The organism is Clostridium sp. KNHs205, from assembly GCF_000702945.1.
Taxonomy (GTDB): domain Bacteria; phylum Bacillota; class Clostridia; order Lachnospirales; family Lachnospiraceae; genus Anaerocolumna.
The window spans coordinates 94752-112075 of record NZ_JNLE01000005.1; the positions used below are offsets into that span (position 1 = coordinate 94752).

Here is a 17324-nt window from a genome sequence, read left to right on the forward strand (position 1 = left end):
CTTTATATATTTTTCCTGCATAATCATGACCTTTTCTAATCACAGCTTCTTCTATGATATTGTGCTTTTTAAGCCTGGCAGCAGAACTCAAAGGTGTGCAATTTATTTAATCTGTACATTTCCGGTCAGGTATGTTAAACTGTTTGTACTTTGGTTTAACATTAAACTTGTGATAGAAAGGAACATGAAAATGACCACGATTAAAGATATTGCACAGGCCGTTGGGGTAAGCTGCACCACTGTCTCCAATGTAATTCACGGAAAGACGGGACGTGTATCAGCAGAAACTATTACCCTTATAAACGAAGCCATAGATAAGCTGGGTTATGTTCCGAATATGTCTGCTCGCGCACTGGTGTCCAGCTCTTCTAAAGTTATCGGAATGATCAGCCACCTGACTTCGAATAAAAAAGAAAGTATCGTAGAAGACCCTTTTCATTCCGCCTTTATCGGTTCTATTGAAAAAACCCTGAGAGAAAACGGTTATTATTTAATGCTTCGTACAGTGGAAACCACCTCAGACCTGATGAATTTTCTACATAACTGGAATGTAGACGGGCTCTTTTGTACCGGTGTATTCCAGGATGAATTTTTCGAGGCACTAACCAGTCTTAAGATACCCGTTGTATTAATAGACAGTTATGTATCACATCCCAACATTTGCAATGTAGGTCTTGAAGATTATGATGGAGGCTATACTGCCACCAGATACCTCATTGACAAAGGCCACAAAGACATTGCTTTTGCTTCCCCTACTATCAAAGAGAAAGGTGTTGTGTACGAACGTTTCCTGGGTTATAAAGATGCTTTGAAGGAAGCCTCCATTCCTTTTCGCAAAAGCCTTATCTTTGAACAGGAACTTGATACTGCTACCACTGTTGAACTTGGCAGGCAGCTTGCTGTCCGGAAAGACATTACAGCAGTTTTTGCAACTGCGGATATTCTGGCTGCCGGTATTATGGCAGGTCTTAGACAAGCCGGTAAAATCATTCCTGAAGATATTTCCGTAATGGGGTTTGATGATATTAATCTTTGCCAGCTCACGTCGCCAATGCTTACGACCATCCATCAGGATGCTCCTTTAAAAGGAAAACTGGCAGTTTATTTCCTTATGGATAAGCTTGATAACAAACCTCTCCCTAACAATGAAGTGATTTTGCCAATTCATCTGGTAGAACGGGAGAGCGTCAAATCACTCTATAATTAATCAGAAGGGGATGTTTATAAACGCATCCCCTTAATTTGACTCTTTAATTTTCTTTACCATCCAGCTTTATAAAGCGCCTCTAACTTAACTTTTTCCTCATCAATAAAATATAAATAATAAACACTATCTCAAACCGTTTGCATCTAAGCTTTTATCTTCTCCACTTCAGCTTTATCCTTCGTTACAGTAACCTGATACAGCTCTCCCAGATAATTGACCTTAAACCTTAAATGATTCCAAGTTTTAGGAAGCCTTGGTTCCGCTTTCAGCTCCCCGTTCTCAAGCTTAAGTCCTGCAAATCCTTCCACTGCCGTCATATAAGCTCCTCCGCTGGCAGCAGGATGGGTGCCTCCGATATATATTAACCCGGCCCACTGTTTACCTCCGTCACCCAAATCTGCTTTGGCTGATTTTAAGAAGAAAGGATATGCCTGATCCGGCATATTGCACTTACAGGCAACCATGGAGTACATACAGGCGCTTAAGGAAGAACCATGCTCCGTTCTCGGCTCATAATAAGCCCAGTTCTTATAAAGGGTTTCCATATCATACTCAGCTGAAAATAAATTCATCATGGTCACAACATCTGCCTGTTTAATTACCTTGGTATGGGATGCCACACCATAAGCTCCTCCCCAGTATTCCTTCTCATGGAGCAGTCTTCCTTTTACCTCAGCAACGGACACCTCTTCCAACTGTTCATATCCGTCAAATTGCTCTATAATACCAGTTTTCTCATCCGGCTGCGGTATGTAAAGACGAAGGGCTGCATCACGAAACTTTTCTAAAAGCTTTGATTTCTCAGATTCTGCAACTGTATCCTCTGCATCTTCTTCCAGCAGTTTTATGGCAGCCTCAAAAGTAAGCTTTGCCATTCGGTTGGTATAGGCATTGTTATTGACCCGCTCATGGTATTCATCCGGGCCGATAACATCGTAAAGCTCATACTTCTCACTCTTGACCCTTTTAATCAAAAGACTGTAGTAGAATTTGGCACATTCTATAATTACCTCTGCTCCGCCTTCTCTTAGCAGCTCCTTATTGCCGGTAAATTGTATATAGCGCATAATACCGTAAACTACGGCTGCAGATATATGAATCTGTTTATCTTTAAAATAGGTTCGCATGGGACGTCCGGTAAATACGTCTGTCACATTATAGTCAGAGCAGGCATCATAACCGCCCTCCTGACTTTCCCAGGCGTAAAAGGCACCGTCAAAGCCATAACCTGCGGCTTTTGCTTTCGCTCCTTTTAAGGTATCAATTCGATATTTCAGCAAGGTTTTTGCTACTTCCGGTTCTGTAAAAAGGAAGAAATCCAGCATAAACATTTCCGTATCCCAGAACACTGCCCCCTTATAAGTCTGCCCTGATAAGCCCCTGGCTGCAATAGAAAGACTTTTAGAATGTCCTGGTGCAATGCTGTGCAGATGATATAAAGAATAATTCAGGGCCTCCATAGCCTCGTCATCACCGTCTATCTCTACTTCTGATCTGCTCCACTTCTTTTCCCAATTATCCTTATGTTCGTTAAACAGTGCTTCATATCCTTTGGCCTTTGCCGCCAATACCAGCTGCTTTCCTTTTTCCTGATACGCAGCTGTATCCTGACTGGTATAGACTGATATATATTTAAAGAAGGTATAACTCTTCTCTGCTGCAACCTGCAGTTTTAGATGCCTTAAGACTGTCCTGTCCATCTCTTTTATGGATTGTTCTGCAATATTAGAAATGTCCAAGGCTTCATAAACTGCTACCTTATCCTGTTTTTCATGGGTTGTTGCTACTGTACAGATAAGGTCTCCGGTAAATCCTGTAATCACACTGTCATAATGTGGACCGTTAATATCCCATACCTCACCATCAATACCGGTCATAATCTCAATTTCACCGTTAAAGGAAGGTATTAACGTTAGTTTTAAAGCAATAAGATGTTTATCTGCCATACTGGCAAATCGCTCTGTTTTTAAGGCCACCTTGCCTTTTGCTGTCTCAAAGACAGTTTCTCTGCGAAAGATACCATGCCTGTAATCTAGTTCCATCTTATGAGCTTTATGTTCTTTTCCCGAAAGACAGTATTCCTTGCCTTCTATAAGGAGACGTGTATATAACCCATTGGGTGCGTTTAAGGGTTCCCGCCAGCCGTTTCCCACCTGGTCATAGATTCCGGAAAGATTGACTGCGGGAAATTGATCCTTCCTTGATTCCTCCAAAGTCCCCCGAATTCCCATATAACCATTGCCGATTAAGAATTTGTTTCCAAGTCCCGTTGCTTTCTCCGGTTGATATCCAAGTTCTTCAATATTCCAGTTCATTTATTATTTATCACTCCTTCCCTGGTACAGCCCTATAGCACCAAGCTATTAATGTATAATAGGAACCGTTACTTCTTTTTGCCCAATGACATGTTCCTTCTCATAGATCAATACTTTAAGACCGGTATCGGAATCTGAGGAAATCTTAATATTTTCCCTGTCGATTGCTACGGCTACCACTTCCTCTTTCACACGGATCTTAAAGGAATATCCCTGCCACTGTTCCGGTAAAGAAGGAGCAAACGCCAGTTCTTTTCCATCTGACCGCATACCGCCAAAACCATATACAATGTTCATCCAGGCTGCTGCTATGGATGTAGTATGTAACCCTTCTCCGGTATTCCTGTTATAGTTATCCAGATCCATTCTGGTTGCGAAGCCAAAGAATTTATAAGCCTCTTCCGCTTTCTTTAACTGGGCTGCCAATATGGAATGAACAGAGGGTGAAAGTGAGCTTTCATGGATACATCTGGGCTCATAATAATCATAATTGCTTCGTAATTGTGCTTCTGTAAAATCCCTGTTATATAATAGCATCAACATCAGTACATCCGGCTGTTTTAACATGTCATTGCGATATATCCTGTCGTAGGTCCAATGATGGTACAGCGGGAATTCTTCGATAGGTATTTTATCAATATCCACATGAGGCAGGTTAAAATATCCTTCATGCTGTTCAAAAATCTCTGTCTCTGTCTGATAGGGAATATACATATGCTCTGCTATTTTGCGGAAGTTCTCAATTTCATCTTCCGTAAGCCTTCTGTCTCCGGTTATGTCCCCATACTTATCCGGTGCTGTTAAGGAGCATCTGTTTAATACATCCAGGGTATATTCAAGGGTTTTCTTTCCCATATAATTGGTGTAGCAATTATTATTAACCATCATCTGGAACTCATCGGGTCCCATAACTCCATAGAAGCCGTAACGGGTACCATCACCACTCCAGTCACCTCTGGTGGCAAGCATCCTGCTGACCTCTATCAGTACGGGCAGCCCCTTATCAAAGATAAATTCATCATCCCCGGTTATATTCGCGTAATGCCAGAAACCGTAGGCAACAGCTGTAGAAGCCTGGAGCTGAAGGCTTGCATGCTGCCAGAGGGAGCAGCATTCTCTGCCGGTTATGGTTGCTATGGGATAAAAAGCACCTTTACAATCAAGTGCTTTGGCACGCTCCATTGCTTCCTTTAAGGTAAGGTATCTGAATTCCAGCAGATGCTTCGCTGCCTGTGTATTGTTAAAGATATAGAAAGGAAGACAATAGGCCTCTGTATCCCAGAAGGTATTTCCGCTGTAAGCTTCGCCAGTCAGTCCTTTGGCACCGATAATTGTTCCTTTATCCGCACCGTGATAGGTCTGGTGCATCTGGAAGATGCAATATCTGATACCCTGCTGGTTTAATTCATCGCCTAGAATTTCAATATCTGATTCCTGCCAGGTCTTACGCCACCAGTTAAGGTTATCCTCTTCCAGTATGCTGATATCAAGTGCTTTCAGTATAGATGGGTTCTCTGCACATTTCTTTTGAAAAGCTTCTTTGTCAGTCTCTTCTGTTGCTTTTCTGGTAATATTTCTGATAAGCTTAGTGAATTCAAAAGCTTTTCCCTGCTCTAAGGCAATTACAAACTTTCTTACGAGCTTCTTCTCTTCTTCATAATCTTCTTTGCTTTGATATTCACAGAGGAATCTGCAGCTGGTTAAGAGTGCCTGATCCGTACTAACGGTATTCCCTAACATACTAAGGGACTCTTCTTCTGCTGTTTTTGACACCACATTCCACATGGAACGTCCGGTCATATGGTGAATCTGTGTAAAATCGATACCGGAAAAAAGATTGATTTCCCCTGAAAAATTAAGAGGTGTAACAGTTATCTTTTGAACCGCAGTTTCTGCTTCTTTCATGGATAAGAAACGTTTAAACTCCAGCTTTAATTCCTTACCGGAGGCCAGCACCCAGACAAAGGATCTATTCAGGACACCACTCTTAAGGTCCAGTTCTCTGTAAAACTCTCTAATTTCAGAGGTATTAAGATCCAGCGTCTCACCTTCTGCTTCAAGCCTTGTATATAACCAGTCCGCTGAATTTACGATAAACTCCGTTCTGTCAATAATTCCTTTATACCCTGATTTCTCTAGCTGCGCTGCTTCATAAATTCCGTTAAAATAATTTCCGATAAGACTGTTTCCGGAATAACCCTCCTCAAAACTGCCTCTGGTTCCCATATATTCGTTCCCCAGGGAAAACACGGATTCGGACACCAGGGCATACTCCTTGTTGAAGCCCTCCTCAATTATTTTCCATGGATGTACTTTATAATAAATATCTGCTGATTTTGCCATACTCTACCCCTTTAATGCTCCTGCTGCTGCACCTTCTGTTATTTGTTTCTGGAATAATGTGAATAAAATGATAGGAGGAATAATTGAAAATGCTACTGCCCTCAGTACTTCCACATCTGTTGCATTAGAAGTTCTGAACAGGAACAGTCTTACCATAACCGTTTCCAATCCCGAACCGTTTAACACCAGATAAGGCAGAAGGAAATCAGACCAGGCAGCATTGATTGCAAAGATAACCACTACCATAACAATGGACTTTGACAGCGGAACTACGATACTGGCAAAGGTTCTCAGATAACCGCATCCGTCTAACTTGGCTGCCTCAATGATTTCTTTTGGCAGACTTTCAAAGAATTGTTTAAATAATATGACATAAAAGGCATTGGCTCCAAAAGACAGCCAAAGCGGTAAAAAGGATTGATTCAATCCGATTCTGTTTATGTTGACAAACAAAGCCACGACACTGGTAGTGGTTGGAATCAGTAAGCTCCACATTACCAGGCCAAAGATAAGCTTATGACCCTTTGGTTTTAAGATTCCAAGTGCATAAGCAATGAGTCCATTAAAGATGACTGCGCATAAGACACTTCCTCCTACGGAGATAAAGGAATTAATATAATATCTCGCAAATTTCAAATCATTCCAGGTCTTTGCATAGGCACTGAAATCAAATACAGAGGGCAGAATCGTCGCGCTTCTTCTGAATTCTTTAATATCCTTAAAGCTGGCAAGAAATACCCAGACCGGCGGAAATAAGGACGTTATTACAATACCGAAGCATATCAGATAAATTATGATGATAAGTGCTCTGGTGCGTTTGGAATGAAGGTCATAAAAACGGACAACACCGTCTTCTTTCTTTCTGTAGTTATCAAAAAACATTCAAACACCCCCTAATCTTCTTTGGTTGCGGTAAGCTTAAAGTACAGACCGCTTAAAATGATAAGTACAATGCTCATCATAACAGACAGAGCTGCTGCCATCGGATAATTGAAATCCCTGAAAGCATAATTGTATACCAGCTGCATAATAGAAATACTTGCATTATTAGGACCGCCATTGGTCATAACCAGCGGTTCATAAATAATCTGGAATACTGCAATAATCTGAAGAATCAGCATAGTCTTGCCCAAAGCAAAGATACTGGGAATGGTAATAAAACGCATACGGTTCAGTATTCCCGCACCATCTATAGTTGCTGCTTCATAAAGCTCCGGATTGATATTGGATATACCGGCCATATAGATTAAGGCAGTAGCTCCTGCACCTTTCCAGGTCATAGCTGCAACAATCAACGGAATGGTCCATTTAGGATTGGTAAGCCATACCTGTGGAGCAACTCCGATTTTGTCCAATAAGATATTTAAAACACCTGTGTTACCGGGACGGAAAAAGAATCCCCACATCAAAACAGTTGCAAGACCCGGCATAATATTAGGTAAATATACACCCACTCTGAAAAAGCTCTTAAAATGAGTTGTTTCGGTGATTAAGGATGCCATAATAATCGGTACCACAAAACCAATTAACAGTGACCATAAAATATAGATAAATGTGTTGGAAAAAGCTGCAAGAAAATCAGGATGCCTGATTACCTTACCATAATTCTCAAAGCCTACAAACTCAATTAAACGAATTCCTTTTGCAGTATAAAGGGAGAGTCGGATACTTTCTATCAATGGCTCCCACACAAAAAATGCAAATAAGAGGATTGTCGGCAGCATTATAAGCCATCCTGTCACATCTTTTTTCTTGATTCCAGCTCCTGGTGTTTTCTTTGCCATATCATTTTTCGTTCCAGCCACGTTATCTGCCCTCCTTATGTTATTAATGTCTTATCGCAGCTGATGGGCATCTTACACAAGATCCCCATCAGCTTTGTTTAAGTTATGTTTACTATTTATTTACATTTTCATCAAGTAATTTCTGATAGTTATCATTAGCAGTCTGCATAAGGGAAGCTACATCTGCATTCTTGTCTGTGATAACCGCCTGAAGCACTTTGGTAAGTTCAGAATATAAATCCTGAGCAGAACCGGGCTCTTCCAGTCTTAAATTACCATCCGTTTTAATGATATTGAAATAATCATTGAACAGATTCATATCAACGTTATTGAATTCATTGGTTACAGCAGCTTCTGCATCCAGTACCTTCTGGTCAACCCAGCAAGGGAAACGAGGGATTACAGGTACATTGTTATCAATCTTATTCTGAGCATCAGCTTTCATACCGGCAATGGCAGCATCTGTTGCAACAGGTGCTTTACCCATGATCTCAAGGTAATCAAGAGCAGCATTGATCTGTTCAGGTGTAGCATCCTTTGAGAACATGTAAGGAGTACCGCCGGATAAGGAATACTGTCCTCCGGGACCCGCAGGCATAGGCACTATGGCAAGTTTATCTGCTGGAAGGCCATTAACCTGTGTAGGCTGATTTACTGCATCGTTGGCAGCTATGTACATAGCAGCTGTTCCTGTTCCTAAGTTTACAAAACCAGTTCCCCAATCTTCATTGGTAGGATCGGGAGTAAGTACGTCATATTCCCATTTCAAGGACTTTACATATTCCATAGCTGCAATGGCTTCAGGAGAATTTACATTTGCTACGAATTTACCGTCTTTTTCAAGTGTTAAAGTTGCACCGAAGTTCCAGGCAATATTACTGAAATGCCAGCCGCCTGCATTATCCTTTGCTAAAAGGCAAAGGCCGGCCTGACCTGTCTTCTCTTTGATGATCTTAGCTGTCTGGGCAAGTTCTTCCCAAGTCTTGGGATATTTAGGATATCCGTTCTCATCTACTAAACCGGCTTCTTCAAAAAGCTCGATATTAACCATCATACCAAGTGCATAACCATCACGGGGAATTCCATAGATCTTTCCATCTTTGGATAACAGCTCGCGGATGGAGGGATTCATTGCTGTATCCCAGCCTCTTGCTTTTAACTCTTCTGTGATATCTGCTACGAAACCACCGTTAATTAATTTCTGGGGTTCTGTATACCAGGTCTCAAAAATAGTAGGCAGGTTGCCTGATTCTGCAAGAGAAACAAAGGTATCAGTTGCATATTTGTAATAAGCGGGTACTACCTCTACATTAGGATGTGTCTCGTTAAAAGTCTTAACATATCCTTCATGAAGCTTAATATCATCTGTTAAAGTGTCCTCCGGCCAGATGCCAAGCTTAAGTTCAAAGTTCTCGGCAGGAGCTTCTGTTGCTGCTGCTTCTGTAGCTGTTGCTTCTTTTGTTGCTTCCGGAGTGTTGTTGTCAGAACTGGTGTCTGTTGTGTTGTTATCTTTCTTACAGCCAGCTAACATGGTTGCAACCAGTAAAAAACACAGGAGCAAACTTACAAGTCTTTTCGTTTTTTTCATAAATGTTCCCCTTCCTTATTGTAGGTTCTTATATAGTTTTACGTTAAACTTGTTATGTAAAAAAATAGTACGTTGTTGGTTTAACGTTAAACTCATTATAGCAGTTGTGTATTTTGTTGTCAATAGGTTTTATTTATATTTTACTGTTGTGTATATTGCCCTGCAAAGGGTATTTTTTTCTAAAAACATCTGCAGCAGAAAGAATTCATGTCTTCTATTTCGTCACTCTAACATGATAAATCGTCCCATATTTTATTGTTACAAAATTCTATTGTTACAAAAAAAGAAACGATACTTCTGTACCGTTTCTTTGCCTATACCTATATTCCAGAATCATTAACTTTTTATATTAGTGAATTACCAGGAAATATGCCAATACCAGAATACCTAATACAATACGGTAAATACCAAAGGCTTTAAAGTCATGCTTCTTGATATATCCCATAAGGAATTTGATTGCGATTATGGATACCACGAAAGCTGACAGCATTCCCAGGACAAGTACTAAAATCTCATTTCCGGAAAAGTCAAATCCAAACTTTATCATTTTTATTAAGCTTGCCCCAAACATAACGGGAATAGCCAGGAAAAATGTGAACTCAGCTGCTATTTCTCTGGATACACCAATTAAAATTGCACCAAGTATGGTAGCCCCTGATCTGGAGGTTCCGGGGATTAAAGCCAGAACCTGAAATAAACCTATGATAATAGCAGTCTGATAAGTTATCTGATGCAAGCTGGTAATTTTAAAATTACCCTTTTTGTTCCTGTTTTCAATAAAAATAAAAAGGATACCATAAACAATCAGAGTTACTGCAACTGTTACATAATTGTAGAACATTCTGTCAATATCATCATCCCAAAGGGTGCCAATAACACCGGCAGGTATAATAGCAACCACTATCTTAAACCACATATTCATAATATCCATTTTAATGATGGATTTATTTTTATCCTTTAGTTGAAAAGGGAAGATCTTATTCCAATATAGAACCAAAACTGCAAAAATAGCTCCAAGCTGGATTACCACCCTGAACATTTCCATAAATTCATAACTTACATTAAGCGGCATGACCTTCTCAACCAATATCATATGCCCAGTACTACTGATAGGAAGCCATTCTGTAATTCCTTCCACAATTCCATAAAATATAACTTTTAATATTTCTAAAAAATCCATTTCTTTACCTTGCCTTCCTCCTTTTTTTCGTGCCATTTTAAATGGTATACCCTATTAAAAGTATTCTGTCAGATAAATGAAATCCAGGATGCTCACATAATGAAACAGGCAGAAATATGACTCACTGCCGGTTCTGCGATTATCTAACAGAATTACGATAAGGTATATTATAACATAAATGGCAGTTTACTAACAGGAAAAAGTTCTTAATAAATTCTTATATTTCACGGTACTGACATTTATTCATGAAATCTTCTATATAATTATTTACCGAAGCCACTCCTCCAGCTTCATACTTTTGCCATCTGTTATAATAGTAATGGCTCCGCTATCAGTAGTTTTTAGTATCTGGCTGCCACTCTCCTTTAGTCTTGTAACGGTTTCTGCATGGGGATGTCCATAAGAATTATCCATTCCACTAGAGATAATCGAGTATAATGGTGATACTACCTTGAGAAATTCACTGCTTGTAGAATACTTAGAGCCATGATGAGCAACTTTTAGAACCTCATAACCGTTTAAAGCAGTTACCGTTGAACCGGCTTCAGTAAAATGTTCAATAATCCGCTCCTCTCCTTCTCCCTCCAAATCACCGGTAAGCAGCAGATCAAATTCACCGTACTTCAGGCTTAATACAACAGAATGACTGTTTTTATCTGCACCTGATTCAAAATCCTTATCCGGCCATAGGCATTTGATACTTACGCCTTTAAGGCTTAAGGTGCCTCCTGTATTTAATACAGCTATCCTTACCCCTAAATTACCTGCTTTCTTAATAAGGTTAGCGTAGGTTTCATCCTTTAGATCTACTCCCGGTAATAATAGATTCTTTATTCGTATACTCCCCTTATAATCCTCCTCTAAGAATTCTAAGACTCCTGAGTAATGGTCTGCGTCACCATGGGTGACAATGGCATAATCGATTACACTGACTCCCTGATATTTTAAGAATGGTTCCAACCGGTATTTTGACAGCTTCTTTACGCTGGAACTTCCTCCGTCTATCATAATTGTTGTCTTACCCGGCAGCTGAATTACGATTCCATCTCCCTGTCCCACATCCAGAAAGGTCACCTGAAGATTGTTTGCCGGTTGTGGAATTAATAATAATAGCATAGGTATCATAAGGAGCAGACTTATTCTTCGTCCTTTTTGCTTGTTGCATCTGATAAAGAGTGTTAGCAGAAGGAGAAAGGAAGCTATGGTTATCACCCCCGGTCTTCCTGTCAGAATGCTTTTCCCTGGCAAACTTGCACCTATACTGCACACAGCTTCATAAAATACCAGGATATAATTAACCCCTCCCATAAGAAATACACCGGCAGGAATACTGACACAACCTATTAGTACGGCAAGGAAAGCAAGAATTGTTAACAGGGAGGATACCGGGATAATTAAGAGATTGATTATGGGAGAATAAACAGGAATTTCATAAAAGAACCATAAAAGCACCGGTAAAAGAATAAGCTGTGCACTTAAACTGGATAATAGCGTCTGAATTAATATGTTATTCCAAAGGTAAAACATAGTTTCTTCATAAATTCTCCTTAAGTTCTCACGAGAGGATAGCTTCAGATTCGGTGATAGCTTTTTCTGCTCCGCCTTTTTCTCTTTTAATAATGCCTTACAGAAAGCTGGATAAACGGTACCAATACCAATAACTGCTCCAAAAGATAGCAGGAAACCAGCACTGGTTATATCCAGTGGGCTTTGCAGAAGAATTATCAGGGCACTGGCTGCCATTCCGGATAAAAGGTCATAGGTTCTGCCGGCAAGAACTGCTGCCATGTATACCGTCATCATAACAACCGCTCTATTGGTCGATACACTAAAGCCTGTTAATATTCCATAAGAATATAAGAAAAATAAAGATATTGCCGTGGCTGGAAAGAGCGGCATATGTATTTTTCGAAAGATTTTATAAAGAGTGAGGCCCAACAAGGATATATGCAGGCCTGAAATTGCCAGTATGTGGGAGATGCCATTTTCACGGTATAATTCTTTTATGTCCTCCTCCAGATAGCTGGTATCACCTAACATCATAGCTGTAAGTACACCTGCATTTTTCTCTGGTAATAATTTATAATAAGTATCTGTCAGCTGTTTTCTGATAGTGTAAAGAGTTTGATAATAAGAATTGGTTTTTACGCCGGATATGACTGCAGAGTCTGCATAGAATTTATAATCATAATTTTTAGATTGATAATAAAGATATTCATTGAATTGACCGGGATTAGAGGCTTTGGTAAATTTTATCAGCGTACCGGCGATATAGACTTTGTTTCCGATTATATATTTCTTTCCTTCATCTGTATATACCAGTAGTTTAAGATTTGTATAATTGTTATTACCTAAGGAAAGTTGGGATTTCTTTAGGGTTATTCTTGTATAGTTATCATTTTCCTCTACAAGGCTTATAACCCCTTCTGCTATAGCATTGGTTTTAAGGGTAAATTCCTTATCCGCCGGAGGTGCTTTTATTTGTTGGTCCATGCGCAGATATCCTGTGGCGAACAAAACCGGCAGCAACAGAAGAAAATAATAATTATAGAAACGCTGTTTTGGTGCTTTCTTATGGAACAACCACCACAGTACTGTTATCATTAAAACTATGCTTCCTCCATACACTAAGGGCAGGGATAATTGAAACATTCCAATCCCTGCCAGGTATGATGCTAAAAGCCAGACTAACGGCCTCTTCGTATTCATTATTTATACCCATTGCATATCACAGGCCTGCCTGCGATACTGCCACAAATAATAAGAAGTGAAAGAATCCTGGCGTGACATCCTTTCAATTTATTATTTTCTTTCACTCCTATCCTCTTCCAATAAATCCAGATTCCTCTCAAAGCCTCCGTCAAAGGCAATATCGTCCTGAAAGATCTTTTTGGGAGATCCGTTTATTGTAAATTGTACTTTGTTTATAGTTGATAATTCGTCCAGGGAATTAACTACAGAATATAATACTACCTCTGGGTTCACTCCCGGAACCTTATCCAGAAATTTTTCATTGAAATCCACATAACATATTCCATCTTTGGTAGTTACCTTAAGCAACTCTGTTCCAGCAGGAAGACTTTTTTTCATGGTAGGATCAACGGGCTCGTTTGGTATTTCCGGTCCATTAAGCAGCTGGTCAATAATGGCTTTTTCGATTGGCGGTATGTTCTCTGTATATATAATAGTACGGTTGGAAGCTACTAAGCCGTCTCCCGCTGCATTGGCATAATATATGGTTACATTAATGTTTTCCGCACCGCTGCCATCAATAAAATCATCTGCTTTCATAAAATTAATGGGTTTTCCATTTGTTCCATATAGCGGTGACCCGTCAACATAAAAAGCAATATCTTCTACTCCCTTTATCTGACACAGAGTTTTGATTATACACGCTCTGGTTAGAACTTCTGTAATACCCGTCAAATTATTATAAGCAGCATTAAAATAAAGGCTGAGTCCTCCACTGTCACTAAAGGTCGCTTTTATCCTCAGTCCTTCCGGTATTGCCCTCTTTAGGGTTATATCGTCAGACTCCGTTGACAATACCTCTAAAAACTCTTTTACAAGATTATCCTTGGTATTTTCAGTAGGTGTATATTTAACAGGAACTATTTTGGTCTCTGATTTATCAATGTAGTATACAAAAGGCCCCTCTTCCTCCGCAGTCTTATTCTTGTCCTCCTGTCCTTCACTGCATCCGGCCAGCAGTAATACAACCAGAAACAGAAAGAACAAAGGATGTTTTCTCCACGTTCTGCTGAAAGGGTTTGACCTGGTTCTGCCTCTTCCGGCCTTGACATTCCACTTTGCGGGATAAGTTACGTGATACCGTAAGGCTTGATTTTCAGCTATTCTATTTTCAAGTGATCTTTCTTTGAATATATTCATCTTTTTACCTGCTCTGCAAATGCTCTGACACTGCCTTCTAATGTTAATATGATGATGATTCCTGGAAGGCTGGTCTTTCTTATGCAATATAGTTTATTGGAATACGTACAGTAAAGGTGGTGCCTTCATTTTCTTTGCTATAGACCTTAATGGCCCCCTTATGCATATGGACAGCATTCTTTGTAATCGCAAGTCCTAAACCTGTACCACCGGTACCTCTTGACCTTGCCTTATCTACACGATAGAAACGGTCAAAAATGGAGTCCTGGGCTTCCTCTGGAATTCCAATTCCTGAGTCTGATACCTTTACGTAGAAATATTTATGGTCAGCATTTAAGGATACTCTTACCCAGCCATCTTCCACATTGTACTTCACCGCATTCTCAATGAGATTAGAGAAAGCCAGGGATAATTTTACTTCATCCACTTCGGCAATTACCGGACGGTAACTCTCATAAATCAACTCAATATTACTATTCTTTGCTATTGGACGAAGCCGCTTTAACACCACTTCCAGTAAATCATTGATTTTAATAGCATTGATATTCATATCACTGGCAGCTTTATCAAGTTTGACAAGGGCCAGCAAATCATTGATAATCTTATTCTCTCGTTCTATCTCTTCCGCAATATCCACCAGAAATTCTTTATATAGTTCAGGAGAAGCACCTTCCTGCATTAGAAGGGAATCGGCCAGAACCTTTACAGAAGTCAGCGGAGTCTTCAATTCGTGGGATACATTAGACACAAATTCCTGTCTGGAATTTTCAAGATTCTTAATTCTCTGAAGCATCTGATTCAAGGACTGGGAGATCTGCTGTACCTCATAAAACCCGTCCACCTTGACTTCATCATCCATATACCCTTCTGTCAGGTGCCCGATTGCTTTCTTTAGATTCAGGAAAGGTTTCGTAAAGACACCGGAATAAAAAAATGCATATACCAGAATTAATGTGATAGTCGTAACAAAAAGAACTGTTGTTTTTCTATACAATACCGTATGAATACTCTGGACATTTTTTGTAGAAAAGTTCATCAGAACAACACCTACGCTCTCCTTAGAGGTTGTATTCTCTTTGGCAGAGGAATAGGTGATAGGCACTATCATTTCTATATAATAATCCCCGTTACTGCGGTAGATGCTATTGCTGCTTTTTAAGCACTTTATTACATCTTCTGAAATAATTATATTGCCATCTTCTATTCCGTAGGTGTCCTTTAATATATTCAGTTTACTGTCAATTACCATGATACGGCCTTCATAGAGGCTTGCAATACGCAATATCTCTGTATTCACTTCTGCCAGCGTAGAATCCGTTAAATAACCGGAAGACGTCAAAAGATTCGCTAAAGAACTGCCCTGACTCTGCATTTCCGATTTCTTTTGCTCCAAAGCTGTCTTGTCATAGGTATTTAAGATCTCCCAGGAGAAGAACAATAAAGGGATAACTCCTATAATAAAAAGTGCAAGGAGTGCATGCACTCTCATGCTTTTAATAAACCAGAATTTTTCTTTAATTTTGGAAAAAATAGCCAACACCCCATTTTGTATGTACATATTTAGGTTCGCTTGGATTATCCTCTATCTTCTCACGAAGTCTTCTAATATGCACATCCACTGTTCTGACATCTCCGGGATAATCATATCCCCATACGGTATTCAGTAAGTTTTCCCTGCTGTAGACTTTGTTGGGATTGAAGATTAATAGCTCCAGCAAATCAAACTCTTTAGCAGTTAAATTTACTTCTTTGTTATTTACATATACCCTTCTGCTCTCGCAGTCTATCTTTAAATCGCCGAATACTACCACCTTCGCCTGAACTTCCGCGTTCTGCTTGGTGCTGCGGCGCATAATGGCTTTTATTCTGGCCTTGACTTCAAGTATATTAAAGGGTTTCGTAATATAATCATCTGCTCCGTATTCCAGACCAAGAATTTTATCCATATCATCACCTTTGGCTGTAAGCATGATAATCGGCATGCTTGAGAACTCTCTGATCTGCTGACATACTTCAAACCCGGTCATAACAGGCAGCATGACATCCAAAAGTACCACATCATACTCCTTCTTCTTCGCTGCTTCCAGAGCTTCCTCCCCATCATAAGCACAGTCAACTTCCATGCCGTCCTGCTCAAGGCTGAAGCGGATTCCCTTTACAATTAATTTCTCATCATCAACAACAAGTACTTTTTTTCCCACGCTTATCACCTATTCCAATCACATTTTCCAAAAGGCTTATGCCTATTTTGCTTCTATCATATCCTTGATTTTATTATAAACTGCATCTTTTATTCCTTCGATTTGCTTCAATTCTTCAATACTTTGAAACTCACCGTGGTTTGTCCTATAGTCTATGATACTGCCGGCCTTGACCTCGCCTATTCCGGGCAGGGTGCACAGCTCACTTTTTGTTGCAGTATTAATATTTACTTTGCCTGTCTTATTGGTATCTTCTCCTGCATTATCTGGGCTGGCAGTACTATTTCTGCCTGTAAGGGTAACCTTCTCGCTACCTTTTTGAACTTCTTCCCTGGTAGGAATGTATATCTGCTGTCCATCTTCAACATTTGCTGCCTGATTGACATAATTCTCATCCGCCTCTTTCGTAAAACCTCCGGCTGACTGAACCAGCTCATATACTCTGGTAGCTTTTGTTGCTTCATAAACTCCAGGATTCCTTACAGCACCGCATAAATGCACGTAATAAATCTGTGTTTCCTGCTGTGGAGCACTCTCCTGTTCCTGTATTTCTTCTGCAGCTTCCCCGGTTTCTTTCTGAGTTTCTGCCTGTAAGTCTGTTTGGGATTCTGGTGAACTGCCCTCTGCTAAATTAATCGGAGTGCCTAGAGTACTGCTCTGCTGATTGCTTCCTGCTCTCTGACAACTGTAGATAACTCCGGTCAGAATAAGAAAAACAGCGATAAGACCTGCTTTTATATACTTTTTGTATTTCATGTTTACACCTTTCCTTTCAGGAAAGGCCTACAAACTGTATCCTCAATACATCTGCATGT

At 39.9% G+C, this 17324-nt stretch carries 12 protein-coding genes; 1 reads left to right on the forward strand and 11 read right to left on the reverse strand.

Annotation, left to right across the window (positions count from 1 at the left end):
- Positions 1-190: 190 nt before the first annotated feature.
- Complete coding sequence (locus BR73_RS0120055) at positions 191-1207, forward strand: LacI family DNA-binding transcriptional regulator (RefSeq protein ID WP_033168760.1); 1017 nt, start codon at positions 191-193, stop codon at positions 1205-1207.
- 143 nt (positions 1208-1350) lie between these two features.
- Here BR73_RS0120055 and BR73_RS0120060 read toward each other — a convergent pair whose 3' ends face one another.
- From BR73_RS0120060 to BR73_RS0120110, 11 genes are all read right to left on the reverse strand, one after another.
- Complete coding sequence (locus BR73_RS0120060; protein ID WP_033167725.1) at positions 1351-3522, reverse strand: glycosyl hydrolase family 65 protein; 2172 nt, start codon at positions 3520-3522, stop codon at positions 1351-1353.
- 48 nt (positions 3523-3570) lie between these two features.
- Entirely contained in the window at positions 3571-5865 is a 2295-nt protein-coding gene (locus BR73_RS0120065; protein ID WP_033167726.1) for a glycosyl hydrolase family 65 protein, read from the reverse strand.
- A 3-nt stretch (positions 5866-5868) separates the two neighbouring features.
- Positions 5869-6747 carry a carbohydrate ABC transporter permease gene (locus BR73_RS0120070; protein ID WP_033167727.1) on the reverse strand — a complete coding sequence of 293 codons (879 nt, stop codon included), beginning with the start codon at positions 6745-6747 and terminating at the stop codon, positions 5869-5871.
- An 11-nt stretch (positions 6748-6758) separates the two neighbouring features.
- Complete coding sequence (locus tag BR73_RS0120075; protein WP_242860736.1) at positions 6759-7670, reverse strand: sugar ABC transporter permease; 912 nt, start codon at positions 7668-7670, stop codon at positions 6759-6761.
- Positions 7671-7761: 91 nt separating this feature from the next.
- On the reverse strand, positions 7762-9237 hold the full coding sequence (locus tag BR73_RS0120080) for an extracellular solute-binding protein (protein ID WP_033167728.1): 1476 nt from the start codon (positions 9235-9237) through the stop codon (positions 7762-7764).
- A gap of 349 nt (positions 9238-9586) precedes the next feature.
- Entirely contained in the window at positions 9587-10417 is an 831-nt protein-coding gene (locus BR73_RS0120085; RefSeq protein ID WP_033167729.1) for an undecaprenyl-diphosphate phosphatase, read from the reverse strand.
- A 267-nt stretch (positions 10418-10684) separates the two neighbouring features.
- Positions 10685-13126 (reverse strand): DNA internalization-related competence protein ComEC/Rec2, encoded by a 2442-nt coding sequence (locus tag BR73_RS26855; protein WP_081848806.1) that lies wholly within the window; start codon positions 13124-13126, stop codon positions 10685-10687.
- A 93-nt stretch (positions 13127-13219) separates the two neighbouring features.
- Positions 13220-14308, reverse strand: coding sequence for a GerMN domain-containing protein (locus BR73_RS0120095; RefSeq protein WP_033167730.1), 1089 nt, complete (start codon positions 14306-14308; stop codon positions 13220-13222).
- A 79-nt stretch (positions 14309-14387) separates the two neighbouring features.
- The gene (locus BR73_RS0120100; RefSeq protein WP_051685440.1) at positions 14388-15866 is read right to left on the reverse strand and encodes a HAMP domain-containing sensor histidine kinase; all 1479 of its coding nucleotides are present in this window, start codon (positions 15864-15866) and stop codon (positions 14388-14390) included.
- Positions 15823-16509 carry a response regulator transcription factor gene (locus BR73_RS0120105; RefSeq protein ID WP_033167732.1) on the reverse strand — a complete coding sequence of 229 codons (687 nt, stop codon included), beginning with the start codon at positions 16507-16509 and terminating at the stop codon, positions 15823-15825. The genes BR73_RS0120100 and BR73_RS0120105 overlap by 44 nt, the downstream gene beginning before the upstream one ends.
- 42 nt (positions 16510-16551) lie before the next feature.
- Positions 16552-17265 (reverse strand): helix-hairpin-helix domain-containing protein, encoded by a 714-nt coding sequence (locus BR73_RS0120110; RefSeq protein WP_051685441.1) that lies wholly within the window; start codon positions 17263-17265, stop codon positions 16552-16554.
- Positions 17266-17324: the final 59 nt, after the last annotated feature.